The organism is Flavobacterium arcticum (assembly GCF_003344925.1).
Lineage (GTDB): Bacteria > Bacteroidota > Bacteroidia > Flavobacteriales > Flavobacteriaceae > Flavobacterium > Flavobacterium arcticum.
Genome location: NZ_CP031188.1, coordinates 1862639 through 1883149 on the forward strand (window position 1 = coordinate 1862639; position 20511 = coordinate 1883149).

Genomic DNA, 20511 nt, shown 5'->3' on the forward strand with positions numbered 1-20511 from the left:
AACCCGATGGATATGATGAGCAATTCAGATTTTGGAAGCATTTCGTTTGATTTACCAAAAAATCAGTCAAACGTTATCAAAGTAATTGGTGTAGGTGGGGGCGGTAGTAACGCAATTAACCACATGTTTAAGCAGGGAATTAAAGGTGTAGACTTTATAGTTTGTAATACCGATTCTCAGGCATTAGAAAACACAGGTGTGCCAAATAAAATACAACTTGGTGTAAATCTTACCGAGGGGCTTGGTGCGGGTGCCAATCCTGAAGTAGGACAGCAAGCTGCATTAGAAAGTATAGAAGAAATAGAGAAAATGCTAGATACAAATACCAAAATGGTATTTATCACAGCAGGTATGGGTGGTGGTACTGGTACAGGTGCTGCACCAGTAATAGCACAACTGGCTAAGGAAAGAGATATCCTTACTGTAGGTATTGTTACTATACCTTTTCAGTTTGAAGGCAAAGTTCGCTCCGAACAAGCGTTATCCGGAGTAGAAAGGCTTAGAAAACAAGTAGACTCTTTAATTGTTATTAATAATAATAAGCTAAGAGAAGTTTATGGTAACCTTGGTTTTAAAGCAGGGTTCTCTAAAGCAGATGAAGTATTGGCAACAGCCTCACGAGGTATTGCCGAAGTAATTACACACCACTATACGCAGAATATTGACCTTAAAGATGCTAAAACAGTACTGTCTAACAGTGGTACAGCTATAATGGGGTCGGCTGTTGCTACGGGAGAAAGTCGTGCAAAAGATGCTATAGTAAGCGCGCTAGATTCGCCGTTACTTAACGATAATAAGATAACAGGTGCTAAAAATGTATTGTTACTTATTGTTTCAGGTACTAACGAGATTACAATAGATGAGATAGGTGAAATTAATGACCACATACAGGTAGAAGCTGGCTTTAATGCTAACATTATTATGGGTGTGGGTGAAGACGAAACCTTGGGTGAGTCTATTGCTGTAACTATTATTGCTACAGGTTTTAACGTGGAGCAGCAAGATGAGATAGTAAATACTGAGCCTAAAAAAATAATACATGCGCTTGAAGAAGAGCAAAAGTTGGTAACTGATTTATCAAAAAAATCATCATTGCCTTCATTTGATTTTTCTGCACCAGCAGCTACTGAAAATGTTAAGGAGGAAGTTAAAGAAGAAGAACCTGTTAAGGAGCAGGAAAAGGTGGTTTATTCTCTAGAGGATGAAGTAACCGAAAAAAAGCCTGAAGCGAAGGCGGAAGCAGATGAAATGCCGTCTTCGGAGTTTATTAATGGTTTGGATGTGTTTTTTGAAATAGTTTCTCCAAAAGCAGAGGTTGAAGCACAAGAAGTAAAAGATATTAGGGAGATCGAAGTAAATGAACCTGAATTTGTAATTGTAGAAAAAGAAGATCAAATACAACTTCCTTTTGAGCCAGTAGCAGCTAAAGCAAACCAAGAAGACAAACACTTTTTTGAGCTTACAGAAGAAACTCGCGACATAAAGGTAAATGAGCCTGTGCGTGTAGTTCCTGTTACAGAGGTAAATCAAACAGGGGTAGTGCGCTACTCACTTGAAGATTATCTTGAAAAAGAAAATGAGCTATTACAATCTAAGCCAGAAGCTAAAAAAGAAGAGCCTGTAAGCGAAGAGATGAATTTTACGCTTAAGAAAACAGCGCAACCAGAAGAGTCTAAATCTTCTTTACAAGAGGATATTTCTCCTGTAGAAATGACTATAGAGGAAACACTTCGAGTAAGAGCAGAAGAGCGCAGGAAAAAGATGAAAGAATTTAATTATAAATTCCATAACAATTCATCTAAAGTCGATGAGATAGAGAAAGAACCTGCATATAAACGAATGGGTATCGACTTAAATGAATCGAGAGTAGACAACAGTAAATCACGCTTTTCATTAGGGACAGATAGTAACGATGATATACAGTTGCGATCTAACAATTCGTTCCTTCATGATAACGTAGATTAACTAACTCAACCTTATTCTTAACCCGAAAATATAATGTTATTTTCGGGTTATTTTTTTATCTTCGCTGGCATAATTTATAAAACTGTACCCTATGAGTTTACAAACAGATATCATGGCTGCTATGAAAGATGCTATGAGAGCAAAAGATACTGTGGCACTAGAGGCATTAAGAGCTATAAAATCGGGCATATTGCTTGCGCAAACAGAAAGTGGTTCTAAAGAAGAAATTGCTGAAGAAGATGAAATAAAGTTACTGCAAAAGCTAGTAAAACAGCGTAAAGATAGTGCTGCTATATATATAGAACAAGGGCGTCAAGACCTTGCTGACCCTGAGTTGGCACAAGTAGTTGTTATTGAAAAATTTTTGCCAGCACAATTGTCTGAAGCAGAAGTTGAAGCGATTGTTAAAAAGATTATTGCTGATAATGGTTTCTCTGGTATGGCAGATATGGGCAAAGTTATGGGTATAGCCTCTAAAGATCTTGCTGGTAAAGCGGATGGTAAAACGATATCTACAGTAGTGAAGAAATCGTTAGTATAAATAGAATATTAGATTGTCAGACTAGTTGATTGATATAAAATATTTAATCATATTTATCAAAAGAATCTAAAAATGGCTCCGTAGTTCAACTGGATAGAATATCAGATTTCGGCTCTGAGGGTTGGGGGTTCGAATCCCTTCGGAGTCACAAATAGCATATCGAGAATACAATATAGGCGTGAAGCTGCATCATAAAAGATGTATGTTTCACGCCATTACTGTTTTAGGGGGATGCGTTAAAAAAAACTCACATTATGCAAACTCATATTATTGCAACAAACTACCCAATGAATTATAGTGGGAAGTTAATATGAAAAATCCTTATAAGAATTGATTAATGATTTTTTTTTTCGTTTATACCCTATATGGTTTTCTATAACAGAATTAGAAATACAAAAAGTTACATACCATTTAGTGCGTTTGCATTTTTGTATTAGTATGAAAATATTACACATAGTTTTTATTATGTGTTTTACTATGAGTTTATTAAGTTCTGTATTTTTTAAAACATACTCTGTGTTTATTATTTATAATTATTATGTTTTTTAACAAATTATTATAATAATGTTACCGCTAATTAAATTTTAACTTAAACCTTGTGAGGCTCGTAGGAATTCATTAGAATTGCCGAACTTATAATTCTCCAACAAATTATTACTTATGAAACAATACCTTGCAAATTCAATTCTGACATTCCTTTTATTTACCTTAAACTCTTTTTCTCAAACTCAGAGTCAGGAATGTTTCCCAGGAGGTGTTGCAGGTGCAGAGATGTGGTATATGGTAAATCATGATCATTTAGCGACCTCTCTCTTTAAAAATCATAGTACAGATTACAATTATATAATTTTAAAAACCTGTATGCAGGATCAACAAAACAGTTTGTTTAATTTTAATCCTTCGCTTACGACTACCCAACTATGCCTTTTTTATAAAGCACCTTTAGAAAATACTACAGCAAGAAATATCTTTTTTGTAGGAGAGCCAAAAGAGCCTTTACCAAATGAAGATGAAGAAACGTATTCACATATTACTACAGCATGGACTCCTGATTTATATACTCCCCCTATAACAAGTCCTCCTGTAGGTAATCGGTTTGATTTTTCTGATAAAAATGGGCTTATTAATAAAAACGTTTTGACGTATGAGCGCAATAAAGTGTATATAAATTTTTACAAGTGGAACTTATACCAACTTAACAATAAGTTGAAAAGCTACGGTAAGGAAGGTGAAACAGAGTTTTCTATTGGAAAGAGCTATGTCAATCCTCCTAATCAAGAAGAAAACATACCCGCAGTATTAGCTGAATATTTTTCAGGAAATTTCCCTGAATTTATATCTTTTCCTTTTGAGCTTACATATAATCAGCGTAATAGAGTCGAATCATATCTTGCTCTAAAGTATGGTGTAACTCTCATACAAAATGGGGCTACGAATTACAGAGATTCTAAAAATATAATTTTCTGGAATAAAGAGAACACATTGTTTTGGAACCGCATTTTTGGTATCGGAAGAGATGACATTTCAGGACTCAATCAACTACAAAGTGAAAGTTCACATTTTAAAAATTATCTAATTGCATCTGTAGGTGAACTGCAAGCATCGAATCCTGATAAACAACAACTTGTTAGTATTGATGATGATCATAATTTTATTGTTTTTGGAGATAATAATCAGACAGATGGTTTACAGACTGTAAATGATTTTAATGTCCGTACACTCAACACAAAGTGGTTGTCTCAAAATACAGGTGAGAAAGCAACTGATATTCCGGTTTATTTTGAACTTTATTTAGGAGTTGGACTAGGTGTATTAAAACAAGCATTAAATGATAATCCTACATTAAAACTCTGGATGTTGCACGATAAAGATGTCAATAACCAGCAGGTGTCTGACTTTAATAGTCAATATGTTGATTATTATGAAACTGCAAGTATGTCTGGAATTGATATTGGTTACTTTGAAGATGTGTTTTTTGACACTGACAATAATATTTATGATCAATTTACTTTTGGGGTAGGTCCTGAGATGATTGTTCAGGTTCGGTTTGAGCCAGATTGTGATGGCAAAATCATCAAATCTAATGTAGTAATTACAGGAGGGCTAGCACCTTATTATGTTAATATAACTAACACATCGGGTTATGATGAAACTTTCGATATAAATCAAAACACTATGACTTTTGATGCTATAGCTTCTGACACCTATACCGTTCATGTAATAGATTCTTATAGTAATGAAGCAAATACAACAATAGAAGTTGATTTAGAGCAAATAGATGTTGATTTTGGTAATGATATAGTATTGAATCAAAACCTACAGGAAGTAACACTTGATGCTAGTCAAAGCGACCCTGATGCAACATATAAATGGTATTTTAATAATGAGTTACTTGAATATTTTGATCCATTATTGTTAGCTACTGAGCCAGGTACCTATAGGGTTGAAGTAATGAGCGGTAACCATATATGTGAAGATTGGGATGAGATTACGCTTAGTTACGATTTTACCGCAACTGCTTTACCGCAAAGCTCATGTGGAGAGAATACAGGTTCAATTACACTTAATTTAAGTGGAGGAGTAAATACATATAGTGTGCATATACATAATGCTAATGCTGATGTAACTACTGATATTTTTACAGCAAGTAATTCTGAAAATATTTTTATTGATGAAGTCAATTTTGGTAATAATATTGTAACTATACAGGACGGAAATGGAGATGAAATTGTACTAAATGTAGATGTTGTAAGTCCATTAGATGGTATTGAACTAGACTTAATATCTCAGCTTAACAACCAGTGTTCACCAACTGCGGGTCCTGACTACCCAATTTATCAATGTCCAGGAGCAATAATAGATGGTTCTTTAATGGTTACTAACCCTAATGTTAGTTACGAATGGTACTTAGACGGGCAATCTATAGGCTTATATGATCCTGCAGTCCAAGTTTATACAGACGAGAGTAACCCATACCCTTTGGGAACGGCTGTTATAGACTATGAATTGGTTATAACTAATCTAAATAACGGTTGTTCTACAAGTAATATATTTGGTTTAGTCAAAAACACCTATATAAGAGGTATATCTCCTACAGAAAGTAGGCTTTCCTCTACTGAAAATAATGAACCTGAAGTATCTGAAGAAACCACTCCATTAGTAACCCTAGAGACTAAAGTATATCCTAACCCAGTAGAACATAGCACAACTTTTTATTATGAAATTAGCTGCAGCAAAATTTTTACAGGAACTGTAGAAATTTTCAGTGCTACAGGTGCCATATTACATCAGGAGAATATCGAAGGTGAATCAAGCTATAAACTCCCACTTATACTATTATCTTCAGGAAATTATCTAATCAGGACTACAACTTCTGAAGGAACAGTTACTAATCAAGTTATTATAAAATAATCCATCTGACAATCATGCCAACAAATCATTTCAATAAGCTAAGAAAATCAGCTTTTGTAAAACTATTGTTTAGTTCTGTTTTAAGTAATTTGATTTTGTTTTCGCAGCCTTTACAAGGTGCAATTGCAAACTATAATACTACAAAAATTTATTTACCTCAAGGTAACGGATATAATAAAACATATAACGAAGAGGAGGTAACGCCTTTTAATAATGTTATTCCAAATTATGACGATAGTCATAATAACAAAACATCTAACTCGGAGGTATATCGTGAAACGGCCACAGTCTACTATGCTATAGAAAAAAATGGTGTAATCGGAAAACTGAATATTTCAGAAGGTGAAAATCCGTATGATAATTTCTTTAGTATTGATTTGCCCAATGATATTAATACCGACAAATATAAAGCTACATTATTATATGATGTTTATGGGGTAAAAAATGCCTCTCAGACTACTAAAAGTATAAATAACCATAGTGCTTATGGCGGACAAGTCGTAGAGCTTTCAAATGAATGGGTAACTGTTAAGGAACAAGTCCCAGTTAGTCAACTTCAATCAGGGAGAAATGAAATATATTTTAATAGACGAGCAAACAGTACATACCAGTATAAGATAAAAAACATCAGGATTGGATTAGAGCCAATTGACAATACTTCACAAATTAGTGAAGTTAAAGCGTCAAAATATGCAGGCAAATATTATTTGCAAGGTATAGTTTCAAACTCCGAGATAAATTCTGTAGAAGTTTCAGGGTATTCTATTCCAGTTATAGACGGAGTTTTTGAGCATATTTTTTCAGAAATACCCGAAAATTTAAAAGAACTGAATATTTCATATAAAGTTGCGCAAAACAATAATAATTTTATTGTTTCTGTAGTTGAAAGTAAGGTAGAACCTATTTTTGTTGCTAATAATACTGATATTCATGCCTCGCAAAATTATTTATACAAAAATTTACTATCAGCTCCACTATCTTATGAAAGTATTTGTATCGCTATAAAAGATAATATAGAAACTAACTTAACTAATGAGAATGAATTTTTAATTCAAGGACTTCAATTTAAAGACATAAGGGTTGCAAATGATGATATTGAAATAGTAACTGGTGGTGATTTTTCTGCTTATAGAATTAAGCAAAGTTCAAAAGGAGAAAGTATGCCTATTCAAATTCATTTGAAATATAATGATACTGAAATCCCAGATGGTTATACTGTAAAAGATGTAAAGACTTTTTATTTTGATAGAAAACAGAAAAGCTGGAAAGCTTTAGCAGTAGACAGCCTTGACTATGAAAATAATGAGATTATATCATCTATAACAAGTGAAGGTGATACCGATTATATTAATGGAGTAATTAAAGTACCTGATTCTCCCGAAACAGGTAGCTTTGCCCCTACGATGATTAGTGATATGAAGTATGCTGATCCTACTGCTGGCGTAGTTAGCATTGCCCCACCAAGCCCAAATAGCAATGGTACTGTAACTACAGGTTTCCCTATAAAAGTACCTCAGGGACGAGGTGGTATGCAACCTTCGTTAAATATATCATATAGTAGTGAAGCAGGTAATGGTTGGATGGGACTAGGCTGGAACTTAGCTACACCTGCAATCTCTATAAATACAAAATGGGGTGTGCCCAGATTTGATCTTGATAATGAGTCTGAAATATATTCTTTAAATGGATCTGATTTAGTGTTAAAAAATGGTACAGAATATACTAATCCTCATAGGGATAATGATATAGATAGGGTTGACGAAAGAAGGTTTTATCAGCGAAAAGAAGGGGCTTATAATCTCATAATACGTCATGGTAACCATCCAAATAATTATTGGTGGGAAGTTACAGATAAACAAGGGAATAAAAGTTTTTATGGCGGCTGGTATAATACCGAATTAAGCCAATATCAATTTGATAATAATTCAGTAATACGGGTTGGTAACAGTAATAGTAATATAACTCATTGGGCTTTAAAAGCTACCTTAGATACTTATGGTAATTATACCCTATACGAATACGCTTCTTCTATTTCAAACCCCTTTTCAAACTCATCTATTGAGGCAAAATATTTTTATTTAAGTAATATTAAATATACTTTATTCAACCCAGAGAGTTCTATTACAGGTCAAAGCCATTATATGGTAGATTTTAAAAGGAATCAATATACTTTAGGAGGTAATACAATAAACCGAAGCGATGTAATAATTAATGGGCGTAATGGTTATTTAAATATTGTAGATGACTTACTTACAGAAATTCATATATCTTTTAACGAATCGGGGCAAAGTCCTCAACGGATACGGTCTTATAAATTTGATTATGAAGAAAAAGCCTTTAAAAAGCACCAACTCGTTACAATATCAGAGTATGATAAAACCAACTCATTATTCTACTCAAACACTATTGAGTATCATGATGATATTGATCCAAATACTGATGCTATAATTAATTCGAGCAGTACTGCATGGAACGCGAATAGTAGTAGTAGTAACATACCAGCTCCTTTGCAGCAAATGGCTTCTATCATACCAGATGGATCACCTCTTGGAACTTCGACATCTACAGGAGGGTCTATAGCACTGCGAGCAGGTTTCGGTGTAGGGTTTGATATATTTAGTACTAATAATACTATAGGGGGGGCTGTTGATTATAGCTGGAGCAATCAAGATACAAAAGTTAGTTTTATTGATATAAATGGTGATGGACTGCCCGATAAGGTTTATGAAGATGGTTCGGGAATATATTATAGACCTAATATAGGCACAGGGTTTGGAACCTCATACTTGATTGATGACATTAATACATTAAGTAAAACAAACTCTAAAACTAATGGTAAAGGAGTAGATGCTAATGCATTTGGGTTTGGTATCGGTGGAAGTTGGAGCAAAACATCATCTATGACAGAAAATTACTTTACTGACTTTAATGGTGATGGTCTGCCAGATATGATGAGAGGAAATCGTATAAAATTTAATATAACTGCTCCCTTATCAACGAACAGTTCTTATAGAAAATTTGATGATGATGTAAGCCTGTCAGAGAATAAAATTGTTCCAGGAAGTATCAACTCTTCCATAATACCAGATCTTCATCTTGAGACAATGGATGAGTTAAGAGAAGAGCACTCACAGTTTGACCATGTTAAAGTATGGAGAGCTCCATATGATGGTACTGTAAGATTTGAAAATCAGGCAACATTAATAGCTAAGAATAACGATGGTGAAAATGCAAATAATTTTAGATTAACAATTGAGAAGTCTAATAACAACGGGACTGATATTTTACATACATCAAGTCTGGTAAATGCAGGGCAAACGAATAGTTTTGACTTTAATACGTTTAACGGTGATTTTATATCAGTAAGCAAAGGTGATATTATCTTTTTTAGGATACATAATCTCGATTATGGTTATGGTGGAGAAATAGAATGGAATCCTAGAGTAATTTATACGGATACATCAGCAATGCCATATACACATGACAATTCTTCATCTGTAATAGATGAAAATGGAAAAGCTATAGGCATTTTTGATGCAGAAGCTGATTTTATGATGAATAATGACGGAGGAGTATCTATAGATGATGGAAGTACATCCGTAACCTTGAAATTTAATCTTCTTAATGGTAATTTTGCACCAGGTCAATTCTCAGATGATATACGATTTATAATAAAAAAAGTTCGTATTGATTATAGTGATGGAAGTGAATCACCACAAGGCGAATGGACAAGAAAGCTTAATTATAATTCAGGTACTTTTGTATGGGATTTTAACAGCATTTCGGATCAGTTAGATGCATCGGAGGGATATAGAGATGTATACTTTTTTTATGCTGAAAGTGACTCTAATGTCGATTGGAGTACTATTAATTGGAGACCATCTATAATAAGTAACGCAAATCCTTCAGAAATAATTTACCCACCTGTAAGTTATCATACTTACGATGATAATGTAAATCAGTCAAAGTATTGGTTTTCTAGTTATGATTCTGAATTGATAAGTCCTACTGAAGCAGATGTATTAGCTGATCCTAATAAAAAATTTATGCGTTTAACGCATACTTTTTTCGATCAAAATACAGGTTCTTTATTAAACGGGCTCAATGATGAAGAGTTTCCTGTAAAAGTGACTTGGGTTGTTAAAAAGAAAATAGGAAATACCGTTAGTCTATTCCGAGATCATAAAGTTTTTTATATATATAGATTACCAACAAATGATTATATTTTTACGAAATCGGAAAATATTAATGATGTATTAGACCCCACCTTGGCTACTAACTCTTCTTATTACACCTGTCTTTTTTACAGAGCACAAATGAAAGATATTGTAGATGGATCAGGTACAATATATAGTACCTTTTATGTTAACGATAGAAGGGTAGCATTGAATAATAATACTTCAATGACACTGGCATTGGACCCTTATGCAGGTAATTATAGTTTTACTCCAATTACTGTAGATGCTCCTTTTATGGTTTCTTCACCTATATTCTTGGGAGCTACCTACCGTGGGTGGGGACAATTCCTCTATAATGGAGGAATGGAATTTGAACGTGATGATGAAGGAGAAATTACTAACTTAAATAATCCGGCAACTCCTTTTGGTGATTTGCCTATTGATGTTAGTTTGTTTGATTATGAAAGTCAGACTTCAGGTATTGAAAATATAGATCCTCAAATGGATCCTAGTAGTGTAACAGCACCAGGAGGGACATCTTCTATACGCTATACTTTTTATAATGAGGAAAATGAAAATAATAAATATGTAAATAAAAGTATTATAAATGCTATATACGGCTTTAATAATAATGATGTATTAACAGCCACTGTTGGTCGTTTTGGTGAAGGGAATTTGCATGAAATATACGTAGATGAAGATGATATACTACTTAATGAAACAGGAACTTTTATAGCATTAAAACAACGGAGCGTATCAAAAGGGACATCTTTATCAGGTAGTTATTCAGTGGGGTCTGCTACTGAGAGTAAAGCGACTTCGAGAGTGTTGAATCAATATTTGGATTTAAATGGAGATCGTCATCCAGACCTTATTACTGATGGCAGGATTCAATTTACCAATATGCTTGGAGCTTTATCGGGGACTCCGATAGACAATGAGGACAATTTTGTGTCTGGGGATAGAAGTGAAGATTTTACTGTGGGTATTACACTTCCTATTAAACCAAGTTCTACAGCTCCTACAAATCAAAATGGAATAGTTAATGGGAGTGTTAATCGCACAAATACAAGTGTGAATTCTGGTATAAATACTAGTAATGGTAAATCATATGATTCTAATCAATGGGTGGACATGAACGGAGATGGACTACCCGATAAGGTTAAACTTAATAATGAGGGAACTATTGAAGTTTGGCTGAATACAGGTTATGGATTTAGTGAAAAGGTAACATGGGGCTCTGGGTATGGTGATAGCCTTTTTACTAGTACTAGAAATAATGTAGGAGTTGGTGCGGGAATTGGAGGTTCTTTTACACCTAATTCTTCTTTTGCTGCGGGTTTTGGAGCTTCTTACAGTACAGCGAGAATAGCTGCACTTTTTATAGATGTCAATAATGATGGACTTCCTGACTTAGTAATTAGGGTTTCAGATTTCAACTACGCATATTATTTAAATAATGGTAAAGGCTTTGAAACTGTTTCAAGTACATTTTATAATAATAACCTAGAAATCGAGAAAGATTACTCTCTTTCGGGTAATATATACGGGTCTTTTACAGGTGGGTTTATAATACCATCACCAGCTATTTTTGTGACATTTAAAATTGTTTTTACCCCTAGCTTATCCTTCAATGGAAGTTATAACGAGAAAACTATTATGGTACAAGACATAGATGGCGACGGACTCCCTGATATCTTAAGTAAAAGTTCAAATAATAATAATGATATTAATGCTCGTTTAAACAAAGTTGGAAAAACTCACCTGCTTAAAAAAGTTAATACACCACTTGGCGGGAGCTGGAGCGTTACCTACGAAAGAGATGGTAATACTTATGAAATGCCCCAAAGCAAATGGGTACTTAAAACCATTACCACAAACGACGGGTTTAGTCAAGATGGAGACTATAAGCCCAATACATCTGAAATTGCTGTAAACTATGGCAGACCTAATTATGACAGGCGTGAGAGGGAATTTTACGGTTATAGCTATATATCAATTAATCAGGTAGATCCAGCTACATCAGCAATATATCGTACTATTACAAAAGCCTACCATAACAAAAATTATTATTTAAGTGGGGCAGAATATTCAACAATTGTTAGAGATGAAAATAATAATACGCTTTCAGAATCTACAACACTATATAACCTTCTAGACCCTGATGACCCTGTTGTTAATATGGATGCTACAGAAGAAGATAGCTATTTACAAACAAGTTTAATAGCTAATGCAGAGGAATTATTTGATAAATCGAGACTTTTTATAGCGCCTGTAAGAGTAACTTCTAAAGTTTTTGAAAATGGTCCTGCGCTTACTACAGTAAAAGATTTCTCTAAGTATGATGAATATGGTAATCTCCTTGAGTATATAGATTATGGTGAAGACGAAGGAGACAATTATAAAACTATTATAAAATATGTTGATTACAATCTTAATAATGCAGATAATGCATTCGGTTTACCCTCCAGAGTCTCTGTTTATAACTTAGATGGAAGCCAACTATTAAGACAGCGAATAGCTGGATTTAATCATTTTGCTAAAATGAGCTCTATAAAAATATATTCATCAATTGAAGAGGGGAGTAAATATGAGTTTCGTTATGATGAATATGGTAACGTTAACCGCATAAACGATGTATATAACACTAATGCAGAGTCTAGTATATATTACAAACAAATAGTTTACGAGCCTATTTTGCATACTTATCCAATAAGTGTAGAGAATTCTTTTGGAGAAAACTCATCTGTAGAATACGAATATTTATTTGGCTCTCCTACCTTAACTACTGATGTAAATGGGCAGCAAATGCGCACTCGTATAGATAACAAAGGTAGGGTAACCGAAGTTACTGGTCCCAATGAAATGGCATTAGAAAGTGTATCAGGCCCTGACACAGCATGGACAATTCGTATGGAATATGAAAACAGCTTTGAACCAGATGATTATAATGAAGGAGAAAGCCAGCATCATGCTATTACACGTCATTTTGACCCTGAATATGCCAACGGAACCAATATAACTACAAATGAATTACTAACTGTAAGTATTGTAGATGGCTTCGGGCAGCCTATACAGGTAAAAAAGACTCATTTTTCAGATACAACAAAATGGCTGATAAATGGTTTTGAGAAAAAAGATGCTTTCGGGCGTGTGCTAGAAAGCTATTTACCCGTTACGCAAACTTATAATGGCGGCAACTCGCCATATTATCATCATATTTCTTATTCAAGTCTAACCGATAATCCGGTTGTAATGACTTATGATGCCAAAGACAGGGTAAAAACAGTGAAACAACCAGGTGAAACCGATATATCATCTATAGACTATTCTATTTCTGATGGTATGCTTATACAAAAAATGACAACCGAAAACGATGGCACAACCCAAACACTAGATACTTATACCGACATAAGGGGGCGTCAACGAAAAACAGTACAAAATGATACAAAAACAATTCTTTATACCTATAATGCTATTAATGAGCTTTTAAAGGTTACGGATGAAAACTCTGAAACAAGCTATAAATATGATTTAGCTGGTAGGGTGTTAGAAGTACGCCAACCTGATCGCGGACTTACAACGTATAAATATGATAATGCTAATAGACTTATTGAGCAAAGTAACTCTAACCTTATAATTAATGATAACCAAACCATAAAGTATCATTATAACTATGATAGACTGGTAAGAATAGAATACCCACAAAACCCACTCAATGAGGTTAAATATACCTATGGAGCGCCTAATGACCCTTTAGCTACATCCGAAAATGCAGTAGGCAGGCTATTAAAGCTAGAAGATGCTACAGGAGTACAGGTATACGGCTATGGGCATATGGGCGAAGTTACCAAGAACCTACGTTCGGTAGCGGTAGCAGGTCATCATTCGTACTGGTTCCTTACAGAATGGCAATATGATAGTTGGAATCGTGTTAAGCAAATAATATACCCTGACAGGGAAATCGTAAACTATAAGTATAATCTAGGAGGCATGATTGACCATATTGGTAGTGAAATGCTTGGTATACCTTCAGCAGATGTACAGCCTGTAGTAGAAAATATTACCTATAACGATTATGGAGAGCGTACTAGTATAACTTATGGTAATGGCACATCAACAATTTATGATTATGACGAAAGACGTAGGATGAATAGCCTTCAGCATAACTTTGCAGGTAGTTATCAGGTAAATAAGCACTATACGTATGATGTGCTTTCTAACATAACTAGGATAGAAACAACTCAACCACAAAACAGCCTGCCTGGACAAGGGCAATTAGGCGGACCAGTTTATCATAAATATATCTATGATAACTTTAACCGTCTTACGGATGCCGAAGGGCATTACACAGGACCAAATGACATTGGTACCAATACCTACCTGCGCCAAGAGTATGAATTGCATATGGAGTATAATAATGACCATACCATACGCAAAAAAACACAAGTACATTGGCAGGGAGAAGTGAGCAGTTATGGACCAATACAACAAGCAGACAAGATACCCGTACATAAAACTAGTTATATACTCGACTATAGCCAATATGCGACAGGTGAATATGTAGCAGGCGATTATGGTTATGTACAGCAGCATGCGCCACGCAAAATAGTAGAAACCCCAGGATGGGTAACTAACCCAGCACAAAATGACCCACGCATAAGGGAAAAAACTATTGAATATGATGCTAATGGTAACCAAACAGAGATTAAAGAAAAAGTAGGCGAACTAGAAATAAGCCTACGCAAGAACCTATGGGATGAAGAAAACCGTCTAATGGCAGTTGACCTAAAACCCGACGACCATGATAATCGCCCTGTAGCTATATATACTTATGATGCTGGCGGAGAGCGAACCATACGCTATAATTATGACCGTATAGACGTGTATAGTAATGCCGACCAAATTGCCACGCAGACTAATGAAAACATAATGATTTATCCTAGTGGACTAATGATGGGTAAAGTAAGAGAAGCAGGAGCCTTACGAGATATACCTCTTATTTATACTAAGCATTATTATATAGGTGCTGAGCGAATTAGTGCAAAAACCGCTACAGCACATTATTTATGTTATTACCCTAATGGTGTACTGGCAGATATTATGCCTGATTTGCAAGAAACTATGGTAAGACCGCAAAGTACTACAAGTGTTGAAGATGCTGCTACAATAGTCTCAGGAGTGTTTAATGTTTTTGGAATTATACCACCTACGTTTAGCCCAGATTATACGCCTGAAGATGATAATACACACAACCAAGGTACTAACCTACATAATCCCGCAAAGTTACAAATATTCTATTTCCATCCGGACCATTTGGGTAGTAGCAGTTATATAACCAACAAAGCGGGAACGGTAAGCCAGCACATGGAATACCTGCCCTTTGGAGAAACCCTTGCCGATGAGCATCTAAACTCGCATAACAGCCCGTTTAAGTTTAACGGTAAAGAATATGACGAAGAAACAGGTAATTATTATTACTCAGCACGTTATTATGATCCTAAATTAAGTATCTTTATATCTGTTGACCCACTGGCACACAAGATGCCAGCTTGGTCACCGTACAATTACACATTTAACAATCCAATAAGATATACAGACCCAGATGGTAGAATTCCTATCATTCCTTGGTTATTAAAAGCAGGTGCAGGAGCAGCAGCTGATATGTTAGCACAGGCGAGTATGGATTATTTATTTAATTCTAATACTACAAGTTGGGGGCAGGCTTTTGATAATGTAAACTATTATCAAGTAGCAAGGTCAGGTGCTGAAGGATTAATTCCTTGGAGAACACCAGGAGGTAAAATAGGTCGAGCAGCTGCCACAGCAACAGGAGATGTTCTTGTAAATGCAATCAATGACCCAAATAATTATACAGCAGAACAAGCAGGTTTAGACTTTGCAACAGGTTTTGTTGGCGACCTTGCAGGAGGTGGGTTTGGACAAATTCTTAATAAGTATGGCTCTAAAGCTGTCATAAATGGATTGATGGATAAACTGGGTTATAGTGCAACTCAGGTTAGAAAAATGACAGGAGGATTTGATGGCGATGCTGTGAGAAAATGGTATAAAAGCAATGTTGATGGTATGAATATAAAAGTTTCCCCCACGGAAGCTAATGCAAGAAGTATTGTTGGACAGAGAAACTCATTTAAACAGCAAGCAAGAGATTTAATGTCTGACCAAAACGCAGCAGGAAATCTACCTGCGATACAAGATTATGATTATTATTATAATAAATCTTATAATAAAGGTTTAAGAGGAGATGCTTTATATCAGGACATCATAAATGGTGGTCAAAAAACAAATGCTACTTACAATAAAAAATATGGTGAATAATGTTAGGAGTATTTAAAAAAATAAATAGAATAATGTGTGAGCGGCTTACTTGGAATCCAATTCAAGGGGAGGAAAGAAAATATTATAGTAATAAATATTCACAAAATGAATGTTGGATACAAATGAATGATTTTCCAGAAGAGCCCTTATGGACAATTTTTTATAAAGAACAAACCAAGGATATTGAGGATACACCCATACTTTGGAAAATAAATTACCCAAATAAAAAACCACTCATTTGAGTGGTTTTTTTGTTATAAGATACTTTGTATTTTCCTTTTGGCGATAAAAGCGTCAATGACCGAGAAGATATGTAGTTTATCATCTTCGGTAAATTTAGAGACTTCCAATATGCGTTCACGAGTGGTTTTATCCATTTGTAATGATTTGGCTACCCTTTATAGTTGCATTATTTCTAAGGTTTAGTAATAATAGTAAATTTAGACATCTTTCAAGATCAATTTTATGGAGTATAGTGTTTTCAGGTTTTTTTATATTTTCGTGTCAGAACATAACTTTTTATATAATAGATTTTTTGAATATACCTAAAAAATTTTAGCATCGAACTCTGATTTTTTGGTAATGTATCAGATGTGTTGATGGCTAAGCAGTAATAACCATTACCCCGACCATTTAGGCAGTAGTAGTTATATAACCAACAAAGCGGGAACCGTAAGCCAGCATATGGAATACCTACCCTTTGGCGAAACACTAGCTGATGAACACTTAAACTCCATAAACAGCCCGTTTAAGTATAACGGTAAAGAGCTTGACGACGAAACAGGAAATTATTATTACAGTGCACGCTATTATGACCCTAAATTTATTATCTTTATAAGTGTTGACCCGCTTGTATTAGAAATAGGATATGCTTATGGATATTGTTGTCAGAATCTTGTTTATAAATTTAATTTTATGCAATCACTAAAAAGTGACCGCTACCCCAAAGCCTGCTTGTTCCCTATTATAAAAAGGTATAAACGATACAGAGGTTTTACTTTCTTCCGTTTTTTTTCCGAAAATTTTCTTTTTTATAAAAGGGTTAACCCAATAAGCAATTTTAGTGCTTAGTATACCAATGCCTGCCCCCGCCATTACATCGGTAAACCAGTGCCTGTCGTTATACATTCTGAATAACCCTGTACCCGATGCTACTACATAGCCCGTAATGCCATACCATATAGATACATCTTTATACTCTTGCCATAAAAATTCTGCCCCTGCAAAGGCGGTTGCTGTATGCCCTGATGGAAATGAGTTTTTAGAACTACCATCTGGACGTTCAATTTTTGTTAATGATTTTAGCCCCATCACACTACCAGCTACAATAAGGTATGAGGTGGCAATTACTGTTGTTCTATCTCTAAAGTTACTTTTGCCTTTCACCCCAGCTAGATTAAGAGCATATACAGAAGCCACAGGCGCATATTGCGAAAAATCATCAATGGTTATTTTATCATCAATGTTTTCGGTTAACTCATCTCTAATCTCTGTATTCATCCCTTTAATACCGTCGCTTTCAATTCCTATAACACCATGCCCAATAAGCAGGGTGGGTATTACTAACTGCTTTACATGAAATTTTGAATTTGATGATGTTATAGTGTCGGTACTACTCATATATTGAGCTTGTAGCGATAGAACATTTAATAAACATGAAATTAAAAGAAAGGACTTAAACATAGTGTTGTTTTTATAATTGTACTATGTTATAAACGTACTAGCGTAAATAAAATTCGGGCTTAAGTTTCAATTTAAGCAAACATTAAGTTTTACAAAATAAGATGTAATATGATTGGGTATAAAAAATAAAAAATCCCTAATTAGGGATTTTTTATTTTTATGCTGTCAAAAACTTCTATTACCTTCTGCCTACAGCCAGTCTGTATAAAATACCAATAACTGCCAGTACAAGTAAAATATGGATTAAAGAGCCTACGGCTTCTCCGAAGCCAAAAAAACCTACTAACCATCCAATAATAAGAATTACAATAATTAACGAAACTAAATCTCTCATAATAAGTGTTTTTTAATGTTAGTGAAGTAAAGTTATGAGATTATTTTGTTGTATGTTAGTTTATTAAGATTACTTTAATAGCTAATGTTTTCTTAATAAAAATAGGTGAGGGTAAATTAATAATGTAAACTAAGGATAATAATTTTTTAATTGAGTATTTTTGTATAGTATTATATTACAATATTTTCCATGCAAACTCCCTTAAAAATTGCAGTAGTAGGCTCTGGACTGGTAGGGTCATTACTAGCAATATACCTCAAAAGAGCAGGACACACAGTACATGTTTTTGATAGAAGTCAAGATATCAGGACAGTAGAGTTCTCCGGACGTTCAATAAATCTTGCTATGTCTCATCGAGGCTGGAAAGCATTAGACGATCTTGGTCTTGGAGATGAGATACGAGAAATAGCCATACCTATGGATAAACGAGCCATACATAATGTAGGGCAGTCACTTAATTATCAATATTACGGTAAAGAAGGAGAAAGTATTTACTCTATATCTCGTGGAGTGCTTAACAGGAAAATGATTTCGCTTGCAGAAGAAGAGGGTGTTAACTTTTTCTTCGAAACTAAAATTTGGGATGTCACTATGGCTACCGCTACCTTGCATACAGGAGAAACAGAACAAGGTGAGTGGGGAGAGTTAGATTATGATATGGTATTTGGTGCAGATGGGGCTTTCTCTAGAGTAAGACACAGAATGCAACGTCAAAGTATGTTTAACTACTCGCAAGAGTTTTTAAACTTAGGTTATAAAGAGCTTAATATCCCTGCCAATGAAGATGGTACCCATAAGCTAGATAAAAACTCACTACATATATGGCCAAGGCACAATTTTATGCTTATAGCATTGCCTAATCTCGATGGTAGTTTTACCTGTACACTTTTTATGCCGTTTGAAGGCGAAAATTCTTTTGAGTCATTAAAAGATAAAGAAACGCTGAAACAGTTTTTTGCACATTATTTCCCATCTACTATAGATGTAATACCAGAGCTGGTCGAAGATTTCTTTAAAAACCCTACAAGTACACTGGTTACCATGAAGTGTTACCCGTGGACGTATAATGATAAAGTTGCCCTTATAGGCGATGCTTGTCATGCTATAGTGCCTTTTTATGGACACGGAATGAATGCTGGTTTTGAAGATATTACTATACTGAATCAGATAATGCAAGAATATGGCGACGACTGGAACCGTATTTTTAAAGAATATGAACAAAGTCGTAAACCTGATACAGATGCTATAGCCGAATTATCGTACCGTAATTTTATGGAGATGAGCTCTAAAACAGCAGATGAAAACTTTCTTTTACAAAAGAAAATAGAGAAACGCTTCTCAGAAAAATATCCTGAAAAATGGATACCACTATATAGTAGAGTAACTTTTAGTCACAGACCATATAGTGAAGCACTAGCAATTGGCGATCAGCAAAAAGCGATCATGAATGAGGTAATGCAAATGGACAACATCCATGAGCTATGGGATAGCATAGTAGTAGAAAATAAAATAATAGAACTACTAGCAGGTAAATAGATTGCGTTTTTTTTAACTATTCACTATCGCGGTGTGCGGTTTCTATAGTAAAAGCGGGCATGCATATCGCTATATATTCACAAGGTTCATTAAAAGGGTTGGCATATTGCACCCTTGCTCCTTTTTTTATTTTTATCGATTGTCCTGCTTCAAGTATAACCTTTTCTCCATCAATAGTAAATTGCTTCTTGCCTTTTATTATATAGGTGTATTCGTCAAAATCAGGTTTTTGGTGTGGTTCACTCCATTCAGGCGGTGCTACCATATGTGCAATAGATAACTGAGCATTGCTGTCAGATGCTTTCCCGAAGTGTTCTTCAATAAGTTTACCATCATTAGTTGGTACTATAAAAGGAGTTGTTTGTATAACAAAGTTTTTCATGACATATAGGGTTTAAATGGTGTTAGTGAATTGTTATTATGAAAAATATAATCTCTTCACAATAAAATAGTATGAATTGTGTTATTTATAAGTAATCTATATTAAATTAAAATTATTATTAAGAAATAAGGGTTTCGTTTTG

9 protein-coding genes, 1 tRNA gene and 1 pseudogene are annotated in these 20511 nt (G+C 34.6%); 8 read left to right on the forward strand and 3 right to left on the reverse strand.

Features of this window, described 5'->3' with window-relative positions; all coding sequences use genetic code 11:
- Positions 1-12 precede the first annotated feature (12 nt).
- The 7 genes and pseudogenes from ftsZ to DVK85_RS08455 all read left to right on the forward strand — a co-directional run.
- Positions 13-1965 carry a cell division protein FtsZ gene (ftsZ, locus tag DVK85_RS08420; protein WP_114679020.1) on the forward strand — a complete coding sequence of 651 codons (1953 nt, stop codon included), beginning with the start codon at positions 13-15 and terminating at the stop codon, positions 1963-1965.
- 91 nt (positions 1966-2056) lie between these two features.
- Positions 2057-2506 carry a GatB/YqeY domain-containing protein gene (locus DVK85_RS08425; RefSeq protein WP_114678017.1) on the forward strand — a complete coding sequence of 150 codons (450 nt, stop codon included), beginning with the start codon at positions 2057-2059 and terminating at the stop codon, positions 2504-2506.
- A 74-nt stretch (positions 2507-2580) separates the two neighbouring features.
- A tRNA-Arg gene (locus DVK85_RS08430) sits at positions 2581-2654 on the forward strand.
- Between the two features lie 512 nt (positions 2655-3166).
- Positions 3167-5917 carry a T9SS type A sorting domain-containing protein gene (locus tag DVK85_RS08435; protein ID WP_114678018.1) on the forward strand — a complete coding sequence of 917 codons (2751 nt, stop codon included), beginning with the start codon at positions 3167-3169 and terminating at the stop codon, positions 5915-5917.
- 14 nt (positions 5918-5931) lie between these two features.
- The gene (locus DVK85_RS08440; protein WP_114678019.1) at positions 5932-16434 is read left to right on the forward strand and encodes a SpvB/TcaC N-terminal domain-containing protein; all 10503 of its coding nucleotides are present in this window, start codon (positions 5932-5934) and stop codon (positions 16432-16434) included.
- Positions 16434-16676, forward strand: coding sequence for a hypothetical protein (locus DVK85_RS08445; RefSeq protein WP_114678020.1), 243 nt, complete (start codon positions 16434-16436; stop codon positions 16674-16676). Before DVK85_RS08440 ends, DVK85_RS08445 begins: the two co-directional genes overlap by 1 nt.
- 442 nt (positions 16677-17118) lie before the next feature.
- A pseudogene (locus DVK85_RS08455) lies at positions 17119-17319 on the forward strand (RHS repeat domain-containing protein); the annotation flags it as partial.
- 39 nt (positions 17320-17358) lie between these two features.
- Here the strand turns inward: DVK85_RS08455 and DVK85_RS08460 are convergent.
- Together DVK85_RS08460 and DVK85_RS08465 are read right to left on the reverse strand one after the other, a co-directional pair.
- A complete protein-coding gene (locus DVK85_RS08460; RefSeq protein WP_240339604.1) occupies positions 17359-18054 on the reverse strand; it encodes a phosphatase PAP2 family protein in 696 nt (231 codons plus the stop codon).
- Positions 18055-18295: 241 nt separating this feature from the next.
- Complete coding sequence (locus tag DVK85_RS08465) at positions 18296-18451, reverse strand: lmo0937 family membrane protein (RefSeq protein ID WP_114678022.1); 156 nt, start codon at positions 18449-18451, stop codon at positions 18296-18298.
- Positions 18452-18640: 189 nt separating this feature from the next.
- Here DVK85_RS08465 and DVK85_RS08470 point away from each other — a divergent pair, with 189 nt between their 5' ends.
- On the forward strand, positions 18641-19987 hold the full coding sequence (locus DVK85_RS08470; RefSeq protein WP_114678023.1) for an FAD-dependent oxidoreductase: 1347 nt from the start codon (positions 18641-18643) through the stop codon (positions 19985-19987).
- A 16-nt stretch (positions 19988-20003) separates the two neighbouring features.
- Here the strand turns inward: DVK85_RS08470 and DVK85_RS08475 are convergent, their stop codons facing one another.
- Positions 20004-20369 carry a cupin domain-containing protein gene (locus DVK85_RS08475; protein WP_114678024.1) on the reverse strand — a complete coding sequence of 122 codons (366 nt, stop codon included), beginning with the start codon at positions 20367-20369 and terminating at the stop codon, positions 20004-20006.
- Positions 20370-20511: the final 142 nt, after the last annotated feature.